At 63.9% G+C, this 10,252-nt stretch carries 8 protein-coding genes; 4 read left to right on the top strand and 4 right to left on the bottom strand.

Features of this window, described 5'->3' with window-relative positions:
- Positions 1-190 precede the first annotated feature (190 nt).
- Genes FJ423_RS29910 through FJ423_RS29900 form a run of 3 tightly spaced genes read right to left on the bottom strand, consistent with a single transcriptional unit; the run spans position 191 to position 2,920 of the window.
- Positions 191-1,072 carry a MurR/RpiR family transcriptional regulator gene (locus FJ423_RS29910; RefSeq protein WP_140846460.1) on the bottom strand — a complete coding sequence of 294 codons (882 nt, stop codon included), beginning with the start codon at positions 1,070-1,072 and terminating at the stop codon, positions 191-193.
- A 7-nt stretch (positions 1,073-1,079) separates the two neighbouring features.
- Entirely contained in the window at positions 1,080-2,147 is a 1,068-nt protein-coding gene (gene ugpC / locus FJ423_RS29905; RefSeq protein ID WP_140846459.1) for a sn-glycerol-3-phosphate ABC transporter ATP-binding protein UgpC, read from the bottom strand.
- 2 nt (positions 2,148-2,149) lie between these two features.
- On the bottom strand, positions 2,150-2,920 hold the full coding sequence (locus tag FJ423_RS29900; protein WP_140846458.1) for an SDR family oxidoreductase: 771 nt from the start codon (positions 2,918-2,920) through the stop codon (positions 2,150-2,152).
- A 171-nt stretch (positions 2,921-3,091) separates the two neighbouring features.
- On the opposite strand from FJ423_RS29900, the gene FJ423_RS29895 reads away from it, so the two are divergent.
- The 4 genes from FJ423_RS29895 (at position 3,092) to FJ423_RS29880 (ending at position 8,043) form a co-directional block, all read left to right on the top strand.
- On the top strand, positions 3,092-4,324 hold the full coding sequence (locus tag FJ423_RS29895; RefSeq protein ID WP_140846457.1) for a sugar ABC transporter substrate-binding protein: 1,233 nt from the start codon (positions 3,092-3,094) through the stop codon (positions 4,322-4,324).
- 426 nt (positions 4,325-4,750) lie between these two features.
- On the top strand, positions 4,751-5,620 hold the full coding sequence (locus tag FJ423_RS29890; protein ID WP_095770041.1) for a sugar ABC transporter permease: 870 nt from the start codon (positions 4,751-4,753) through the stop codon (positions 5,618-5,620).
- Positions 5,617-6,441, top strand: a complete 825-nt coding sequence (locus tag FJ423_RS29885) for a carbohydrate ABC transporter permease (RefSeq protein WP_140846456.1) — start codon at positions 5,617-5,619, stop codon at positions 6,439-6,441. Before FJ423_RS29890 ends, FJ423_RS29885 begins: the two co-directional genes overlap by 4 nt.
- Before the next feature lie 81 nt (positions 6,442-6,522).
- Positions 6,523-8,043, top strand: a complete 1,521-nt coding sequence (locus tag FJ423_RS29880) for a M81 family metallopeptidase (protein WP_140846455.1) — start codon at positions 6,523-6,525, stop codon at positions 8,041-8,043.
- Positions 8,044-8,153: 110 nt separating this feature from the next.
- On the opposite strand, the gene FJ423_RS29875 is transcribed toward FJ423_RS29880, so the two are convergent.
- Positions 8,154-10,208: a M3 family metallopeptidase gene (locus FJ423_RS29875; protein WP_140846454.1), complete on the bottom strand. Its 2,055-nt coding sequence runs from the start codon at positions 10,206-10,208 to the stop codon at positions 8,154-8,156.
- Positions 10,209-10,252: the final 44 nt, after the last annotated feature.

Genomic DNA, 10,252 nt, shown 5'->3' with positions numbered 1-10,252 from the left:
GCAAAAGGCTTGGCGCCTTTCCTCTACCCCGTCGATCGGGGGAGAGGTGGCTCGGCGAAGCCGAGACGGAGTGGGGGGTCGACCAGCGCTACATGAGGGGCGCGGAAGCTGCCAATCGGGAAGATGCCCGGCAGGGCCGAGGGGGGCGCGAGCGATCGCCAGCGCTGACGGCGCAAGCCGCTGCGACCGCTCAATCGCCCAGCGGCAGTCTCGGATCGTCCACCTTCAGCGTGTTCACGCTCTGCTTTATGCGGCGCAGATTCTCCAGCACTTTCGGGCCGCGCGCTTCCGCCACCGTGGTGGCGATCATGTCGAGGATGGCAAGCAGCGCGTAGCGCGACGAGGTCGGCTTGTAGATGTTTCCGTCCTCGACGGACTGCAGAAGGATGACCGTGTCGGCGACCTTGGCCAGGGCCGAATCCGGCGCGGTGATGGCAACGGTCGCCGCACCATATTGCTGCGCAACCTCGACGGCTTCGATCACCGAGCGCGCATAGCCCGAGACGGAGAAGGCAAGCAGCGTCGTCTCGGGCGTCGCGACGGCGGCATACATGCGCTGCAGCTGGCCGTCGGTCTGGGCGAGCGCCGACAAGCCGAGCCGGAACAGCCGGTTCTGCATCTCGGTCGCCATCATCGAGGAGATGCCGCCTGAGCCGATGCACAGCACATTGCCGGAGCTCGCAATCCGGGCGGCGACGTCCATCACCGTCGTCATGTCGAGGTTTTCGCTGGCGCGCTGGATGGCGGCGATCGCCGCCTCGGTGATCGCCGAGGCGATGCGCTGCTCGCGCGCGTCGCGGATGAGCGGCTCCGGCGACAGATACTGGCCGCCGATGGCGATCGCCTGCGCCAGGTAGAACTTGAAATCGCGCAGACCCTCGCAGCCGAGATTGCGGCAGAAGCGGGTGACGGTCGGCTCGCTGACGCCGACGCGCGCGGCGATCTCCGAGATCGCGGCCTTCGAGGCGAAATCAAGATCGGAAAGCACCAGCCCGGCCAGCCGGCGGTCCGACTTGGTGCCGTCCTGCGATATCAATTGCAGGCGGGTGATGATGTCGGCCGGGGTCTTCATCATCATCTCACAGCGGCAGGCCCGTCGCCTTGTCGAAGAGGTGGATGTTGCGCGGGTCGACGCTCACCGGCAGCCGGTCGCCGGGCTTCACCTGCAGCCGGTCGCGGAACACCGCGCGCACCGTGTCGTCGCCGACCGAGCCATAGACATGCGTTTCCGAACCGGTCGGCTCGACGACGTCGACCTTGATGGCGAGGGCATCGTCGCCGGCGCAGACGAGGAAGTGCTCGGGCCGGATGCCGGCCTCGACCGTGTCCCTGCCGGACGCGGCCTTGCCCGGGAGCGCCAGACGGCCGCCGCCCGTCGTCTCGAACCAGGACTTGGATCCGGCGGTCTTCAGCGCGCCGGAGACGAAGCTCATCGAAGGCGAGCCGATGAAGGCGGCGACGAATTTGTTGGCCGGCCGGTCGTAGAGCTCCAGCGGCTGCCCGACCTGCTGGATGCGGCCGCGATCCATCACCACGATGCGGTCGGCCATGGTCATGGCCTCGATCTGGTCGTGGGTGACGTAGACGATGGTCGATTTCAGCCGCTGGTGCAGCGCCTTGATCTCGGTGCGCATCTGCACGCGCAGCTGCGCGTCGAGATTTGAAAGCGGCTCGTCGAACAGGAACACCGAAGGCTCGCGCACGATGGCGCGGCCCATGGCGACGCGCTGGCGCTGGCCGCCCGACAATTGCCGTGGATAACGGTCGAGATAGGAAAAGAGGTTGAGCACGCCCGACGCCTTCTTGACCTTGTCGTCGATCGCGGCGCGCGTCTCGCCGCGGATCTTCGGGCCGAAGCCGATATTCTCCGACGCCTTCAAATGCGGGAACAGCGCGTAAGACTGGAACACCATGGCGATGTTGCGTTTCTGCGGCGGCAGCTCGTTGGCGCGCGTGCCGCCGATGAGGAGATCGCCTGAGGTGATCGTCTCCAGACCTGCCAGCATGCGCAGCAGGGTTGACTTGCCGCAGCCGGACGGGCCGACCAGCACGACGAACTCGCCGGTCCGGATGTCGAGATCGATGTCCTCGAGGATTTTGTGCTGGCCATAGGATTTCGACAGGTTGCGGAACTGGACGTCGGTCATGCTCACGCTCCCAAAATGTCGTCGATGAAAGGCAGGTAGCCGGCTGTCAGCCCGGCATCCACGGGCACTACGGCACCTGTTATGCCGGAAGCGCGCTCGGAGGCAAGGAAGGCGACGGCCTCCGCCACTTCCGACGCGTTGACGATGCGGCCGAGCGGATAGAGCCGCTTGAGCCGGCCTAAGATCTCGGGATCCTTGGCCAGGCGATGGTCCCAGGCGGCGGTGCGGATCGAGCCCGGACAAACGACATTGGCGCGCAACCCGCTGCGGCCGAGCTCGACGGCGATGGATTTGGCGTAGGCGTTGATGCCGGCCTTGGCCGCCGCATAGGCCGGATTGCCGAAATGCGAAATCGCGTTGACGGAGGAGATGAAGACGATGCTGCCCGAGCCGCGCTCGGACATCGCCTTGATCAGCGGATCGGCGAAAGTCATCACGCCGGTCAAATTGAGGCCGAGCTCCTCTTCGATTTTGTCCGCCGTCAGCGCTGTCAACGTTTCGGCGCGCGTCCAGCCGGCATTGTTGATCAGGATGTCGGGAACGCCGTCTTCGTCGAGCAGTGCCGGGATCGCCGCTTCGATAGAGGCCCGGTCGAGCAGGTTGAAGACGTGACGAGAGGCGATATGCGGGCTGGCCAGAGCTTCCACCGACTGGTCGCAGCCGACGACGCGCGCGCCGCGCTCAGCTATGAGCTCGACGATCGCCGAACCGAGGCCGCCGCCGGCGCCGGTGACGACAACGGTTCTGCCCTCGAAATCGGCCTTTGATACCACGATGCGCGCTCCTCCGCCGTGCCAGACAGCGACGGAACGCTATCCAACAAAATGTAATTTAGCAACATGATAAACTGCTTGCATTGGGCATAACCCTCGATAATGTAGGAAAGTAACATAAATCCTGTGCCTCTAGGCCAGGCGCGAATGCGCATCAATGGGAGAGATCAGATGAGCCTTGCGAAATGGACTGTCGGCCTGTTGGCCGGAATGAGCATGCTGGCTTTTGCGGCACCTGCCGGTGCCGGCGAGGTGCGCGTCACCGTCGCCGAGTACAGCGCCAAGACCGGGCCCTATTTCGAGGAGGTCAAGAAGGAGTTCGAGGCGGCCAATCCCGGCATCACCATCAAGTATGAAGTGGTGCCCTGGGACGTGCTCCTGCAGAAGCTCACCACCGACATCACCGCCGGCACCAATGCCGATCTTTCGATCATCGGCACGCGCTGGCTGATCGACTTCGTGCAGCAGGATGTCGCCGAGCCGCTCGACAGCTACATCAAGCCGGAGTTCAAGGACCGCTTCATCGACACCTTCCTGCAGCCCTCGATCATGGACGGCCACACCTACGGCCTGCCGATCGCGGCTTCCGCGCGTGCCATGTATTACAACAAGGAGCTGTTCGAGAAGGCAGGCATCGCCAAGCCACCGGCCACCTGGAGCGAGTTGCAGGAGGACGCGCGCAAGATCAAGGCTCAAGGCGCCTTCGGCTACGGCCTGCAAGGCAAGGAGATCGAGACCGACGTCTATTACTACTACGCGATGTGGTCCTTCGGCACCGAAATCCTCAACAAGGACGGCACCTCCGGTCTGAGCACGCCCGGCGCGCTCGAGGCCGCCAAGCTTTACAAGTCAATGATCGACGAGGGCCTGACCGAGCCAGGTGTGACCTCCAACAACCGCGAGGACGTGCAGAACCTGTTCAAGCAGGGCAAGGTCGGCATGATGATCACCGCGCCGTTCCTGTCCAACCAGATCAAGGAAGAGGCGCCGAAGCTGAAATACGGCGTCGCCGCCATCCCCGCCGGACCGACCGGTGCGCGCGGCACCTATGGCGTCACAGACTCCATCATCATGTTCAAGAACTCCAAGAACAAGGACGAGGCCTGGAAGCTGCTCGACTTCCTGTTCACCAAGGAGCAGCGCGCCAAGTTTACGCAGGGCGAAGGCTTCCTGCCGGTGAACAAGGAAGAGGCGAAGATGGAATATTACGTCAACAACGCCGACCTCGCCGCCTTCACCGCGCTTCTGCCCGACGCCCGCTTCGCGCCGGTCATCCCGGGCTGGGAAGAGATCGCCCAGATCACGTCGGACGCCATGCAGAAGATCTATCTCGGCAGCGCCACGCCGGAAGCGGCCTTGAAGGAGGCCGCCGACAAGGCCAACGCCGTCCTGACGAAGAAATAGGGCGTATCTCCCTGCGCCCGTGGCGCGCTCCACCCGTCGGAGCGCGCCACACCTTTTGGGAACCTACGTCGGCGCCGCCCCAGCCAGCCTCCTTCCTCTCCCTCCGGAGGGGGGAGAGGTGGCTCGGCGAAGCCGAGACGGAGTGGGGGAACCACCTGACAACCGCCGCGAACGGACATACGAAGGGCACTCGGCGCAAGCATCGCCTCGCCTTGCGCCCAAGGTCGACCCCCACTCCGTCGAGCTTCGCTCGACACCTCTCCCCCGATCGACGGGGGAAAGGAAGGGGCTCTTCTGCAACTGCCGCGGAGGACAAGCAGACAGGTGAGGGGCGGCGCCTGGAAGGAATTCGAAACTGAGCGCCTGGCAAGACAGATGAGAATTGGCACCCCCCTCGAAGCCTCGCAACGCGATACAAACCAGCCGATGCAGAATCGTTTCCTGCCCTATCTGCTGACGCTGCCCAGCCTGTTCCTGGCAGCGGTGGTGATCTTCTGGCCGGTCTGGGACCTGATCCAGATCTCGACGCATGACGTCAACCGCTTCGGTCAGTTGCGCGAGTTCAGCGGTCTCGCCAATTTCGCGGCGCTCGCCGCCGATCCCGATTTTGTCGCCGCGCTCTGGCGCACCGCGTTGTGGACGGTGCTGGTCGTCGGCGGCGCGCTGCTTTTGTCGATCCCGGTGGCGATCATCCTCAATACGGACTTCTACGGCCGTGGCCTCGCCCGCGTCATCATCATGCTGCCCTGGGCGGTGTCGCTGACCATGACCGCGGTGGTCTGGCGCTGGGCGCTCAACGGCGAGAGCGGCATGCTGAATTCGGCGCTGATGAAGCTCGGCCTGATCAGCCAGAACATCCAGTGGCTGGCCAGCGCCGAAACCGCCTTCCCGATGCAGGTGCTGATCGGCATATTGGTGACCGTGCCCTTCACCACCACCATCTTCCTCGGCGGCCTGTCCTCCATCCCCGACGATCTCTATGAGGCGGCAGCACTCGAGGGCGCGACGCCCTTGCAGCAGTTCCGCGAGATCACCTTTCCGCTCCTGAAGCCGTTCATCAACATCGCGATCGTGCTCAACACCATCTATGTCTTCAACTCCTTCCCGATCATCTGGGTGATGACACAAGGGGGGCCGGCGAACTCGACCGACATATTGGTGACCCATCTCTACAAGCTCGCCTTCCGTATCGGCAAGCTGGGCGAGGCTTCCGCCGTGTCGCTGGTGATGTTCGCGATCCTGCTCGTCTTCACCATGATCTATGTGCGCCTCGCCATGCGGGAGCAGCGGGCATGAACAGCAAGATGAAACGCACCATCATCGCCTGGCTGCTGCTTGCACCGTTGGTCGCGGTGACGATCTTCCCCTTCGCCGTGATGTTTCTCACCGCCGTCAAGCCGCGCACGGAGGTGCTGACGCCCACCTGGTGGCCGAGCGAGTTCCGCTGGTCGAATTTCGCCGACATGTGGGTAGCAACCGGCTTCGGCCAGGCGCTGCTCAACTCGCTCTATGTCTCGGCGCTGGCGACAATCGGCGCGATCCTGATCTCGGTGCCGGCCGCCTACGCCATGTCGCGCTTCCGCTTCGGCGGCTATGGCGCCTTTCGCCAGTTCCTTTTGATCTCGCAGATGATATCGCCGATCGTGCTGGTGCTTGGCCTGTTCCGGCTGATGGCGGCCTGGGGCCTGGTGGAGAGCACCACCGCGCTCGGCTTCATCTACATGGCCTTCAACGTCGCCTTCACGGTCTGGATGCTGCAGAGCTATTTCGACACAATCCCGCGCGACCTCGAGGAGGCCGCCTGGATGGAAGGCGCCGGGCGCTGGCTCACCCTGCGTAAAGTGTTCCTGCCGCTCTGCCTGCCGGCGATCGCGGTGACGGCGATCTTCACCTTCATCAACGCCTGGAACGAGTTCGTCGTGGCGCTCACCATGCTGCGCAGCCAGGAAAGCTACACGCTGCCGATCCAGGTTTTCTCGCTGGTCGCCGGCCGCTATACGATCGAATGGCACCATGTCATGGCGGCCACGTTGCTGGCGACACTGCCGGTGGCGATCCTCTTCATCTGGCTGCAGCGCTATCTCGTCCGCGGATTGGCGCTCGGGGCGGTCAAATAGCTATCCCCGCAATTCCAGGAAAAGTGCGCAGCGGTTTTCCGTCCGGAATTGCGAAAAACAAAAGGTCATCACGGAGCCTTCATGCGCATCTTCACCGCCTCGCTGGCGACGGAAACCAACACCTTCTCGCCGGTGCCGACCGACCGGGCTTCCTTCGAGATGGCCTTCTATGCCGGCCCCGGAAAACATCCGGAGACGCCGACGCTCTGCTCCTCGCCGATCGTGGCGCTGCGCAAGCGCGCCGCGAAGGAAGGGCTGACCGTCATCGAAGGCACTGCCACCTGGGCCGAGCCCGGCGGCCTGGTGCAACGGCAGACCTATGAAGCGCTGCGCGACGAGATCCTCGATCAGCTCAAGGCCGCCTTGCCGGTCGATGCGGTGATCCTGGGATTGCATGGCGCCATGGTGGCGCAGGGTTATGACGATTGCGAAGGCGATCTCTTGGAGCGCGTGCGCGCCATCGTCGGCCCGAAAGTGGTGATCGCCTCGGAGTTCGATCCGCACAGCCATTTGACGCCGAAACGCGTCGCAGCTTGCGACATCATGGCCTATTTCCTCGAATTCCCGCACACCGATTTCTACGAGCGCGGCGAGCATGTGGTCGAGCTCGGCCTTGCCGCGGCGCGCGGCGAGATCAAGCCGGTGATCTCGACCTTCGACTGCCACATGATCCAGGTGCTGCCGACCAGCCGCGAGCCGATGCGTTCCTTCGTTGACAAGATCAAGGCGCTGCATGGCAAGGACGACGTGCTGTCGGTCTCGGTCATCCACGGCTTCATGGCGGCCGACGTGCCCGAAATGGGCACGCGCATCCTGGTGGTGACCGACAATGACAAGGCAAAGGGCGACAGGCTCGCCGAGACGTTGGGCCGTGAGCTCTATGACCTGCGCGAAAAGACGGCCATGACGATGCTTTCCGCCTCGGCCGGCATCGAGCGGGCGTTAGCCGTGCGCGCCGAGCGCCAGGACAAGCCGGCGGTCATCGCCGACATCTGGGACAATCCGGGCGGCGGCGTGCCGGGCGACGGCACCATTGTGCTGCGCGAGCTGCTTTCGCGTGGTGTGACCAAGGTCGGCGTGGCGACGATCTGGGACCCGATCGCCGTGACCTTCTGCCATGCGGCCGGCGAAGGCGCGGTCATCGACCTGCGCTTCGGCGGCAAGGCCGGCCCTCAGGCCGGCGAGCCGATCGACGCCCGCGTCAGGGTGCTGAAGACAACCAACGAAGGTTGGCAGAGCTTCGGGCCGAGCCGCGTGACGCTGGGGCCATCGGCGGTGGTGCGCATCGAAGGCACCGAGGTCGACGTCATCTTGAACACCAACCGCACCCAGACCTTCGAGCCCGATATCTTTTCCAACATCGGCATCGATCCGTTGTCGAAGGACGTCCTCTTGATCAAGTCGACGAATCATTTCTACGCCGGCTTCGCGCCGATCGCCGCCGAGATCATCTATGTCGCCGCGCCGAGTTCCTACCCGAGCAATCCGGCGGTGACGGATTATACCAAGCTGACGCGGCCGATCTGGCCGAGAGTGGCTGATCCTTGGCGCGCTTCCCCTTCTCCCCTTGTGGGAGAAGGTGGCCGCGAAGCGGCCGGATGAGGGGTGTTCCAGCGGAGTGAGGCGCTGGCGTTCCCTGGAACACCCCTCATCCGTCTCGGCGCTTGCGCGCCGATCCACCTTCTCCCACAGGGGGAGAAGGAAAAAAGGCGCTACACCAGCCCTCGCTTCACTGTCATCGCCTCAGGCGACGGCATTTTCCCCCGGAATGCCGTATAAAGCTCTTCCGGGTCCTTTGAGCCGCCGGCGGCATAGATGTTCTTCCGAAGCCGCTCGGCGAGTTCCGGATTGAAGGCATCGCCCGTCTCCTCGAAAGCCGAGAAGGCATCGGCGTCGAGCACTTCCGACCACATGTAGGAATAATAGCCGGCTGAATATCCGTCGCCGGCGAAGACATGGCCGAAATGCGGGGTGCGGTGGCGCATCGCGATCGTGTCGGGCATATGCAGCTTTTCCAGCGTTTCAGCCTCGTATCGAAGCGGCTCGGCGGGCGCGTCAGGTCGCGCATGATAGGCCATGTCGATCAGCGCCGAGGCGGTGAACTCGACCGTGGCAAAACCGGCGCCGAAGGTGCGAGCGGCGAGCATCTTGTCGAGCAATGCCTTCGGCATCGGCTTACCGGTCTTGACGTGCAGCGCATGCTTTTCCAGCACCGCCGGCACGGTCAGCCAGTGCTCATAGAGCTGCGAGGGCAGTTCGACGAAGTCGCGGCTGACCGACGTGCCGGAGACCGACGGCCAGGTCACGTCGGTCAGCATCCCGTGCAGCGCATGGCCGAACTCGTGGAACAGCGTCTTCGCCTCGTCGACCGACAGAAGCGCCGCCTCGCCGGCCGGCGGCTTGGCGAAATTCATGATGTTGTAGATCACCGGCTTGGCGCCCGGGCCAAGCTTATAGCCCGACCGCAGCGCGCTCATCCAGGCGCCGGAGCGTTTTGAGGGCCGCGCGAAATAATCGGCGAGGAACAGGCCGCGTTCGCTGCCGTCGGCATTCTTCACCACGAACGCGCGGGCGTCTGGATGCCAAACCGTAATGCCCTTCTTCTCCTCGAAAGTGATGCTGAACAGGCGTGTCGCGACATCGAAGCAGGCTTCGATGACACGTTCGAGCTGCAGGTAAGGCTTCAGCTCCGCCTCATCAAAGGCGAATTTCTCGGCACGCAGCTTCTCCTGGTAGAAGCGCCAGTCCCAGGCCGCGAATTTCTCGTTGCTGCCGGCTTCCGCCGCCAGCCGCTCCAGCTCCTTCTGGTCGGCGGCCGCTTTTTCCAGGGCTTTCTCCCACACCGGATCGAGCAGCTCGTGCACGGCCCTCGGCGTCTTCGCCATCGTGTCGTCGAGCTTCAGCGCCGCGAAGGAATCGTAGCCAAGCAGCTTCGCCTTCTCGGCGCGCAGCTTCAGCATGTCGCGCACGACGTCGGTGTTGTCGGAGGCGCCACCGTTCTGGCCGCGCATGATGAAGGCTTTGAACGCGATCTCGCGCAGGTCGCGGCGCTCGGAAAAAGTCGAGAACGGCTCGTAGATCGAGCGCGACAGCGTCACCGCATAGCGGCCTTTCTGGCCGCGCATCTCGGCCGCTTCCGCCATGGCGCTCTTCAAAAAGTCCGGCAGGCCGGCGAGATCGGCGTCGTCGAGGAACAGCGCCCAGTCGCGCTCATCGGCAAGCACGTTCTGGCCGAATTTGGTGCCGAGCGAGGAAAGTTCCTCGTTGATGGCCGCAAGCCGCTTCTTGCCTTCGGCATCGAGCTTGGCGCCCGAGCGCACAAAGCCCTTCCAGGTCTTCTCCAGTACGCGTAGCGTTTCGGCATCGAGCTTGAGGCTGTCGCGGCGCTGGTAGAGATCGTCGATGCGGGCAAACAGTTTTTCGTTCATCGAGATCGCCGAGAAATGCCTGGACATCTTCGGCGAAACCTCGCGCTCCATTGCCTGGATCGTGTCGTTGGTGTGGGCGCCGGCCCTGCACCAGAAGATCGACGAGACATGGTCGAGCGCTTCACCCGCGAGTTCGAGCGCTGCCAGTGTGTTCTCGATAGTCGGCGCCTCGCTGTTGCCGGCGATCGCGTCGATCTCGGCCTGGTGCGCCGCAAGCGCGGCGTCGAAGACCGGCCCGAAATCATTGTCGCCGATGCGCGAGAAATCCGGCAGGCCGAGCGGCCCTTGCCAGACGGTCAGCGGATGAGCGGCGAGGTCGACGGTTTTTGAAGATGACATGTGCATTCCGGTGAGCTGATTTGGAGGCGGGCTGCCCCGGATGT

The organism is Mesorhizobium sp. B2-8-9 (assembly GCF_006439475.1).
GTDB lineage: Bacteria > Pseudomonadota > Alphaproteobacteria > Rhizobiales > Rhizobiaceae > Mesorhizobium.
The sequence above is the reverse complement of the archived record's forward strand: the minus strand, read 5'-3'. Positions and strand labels throughout refer to the sequence as shown.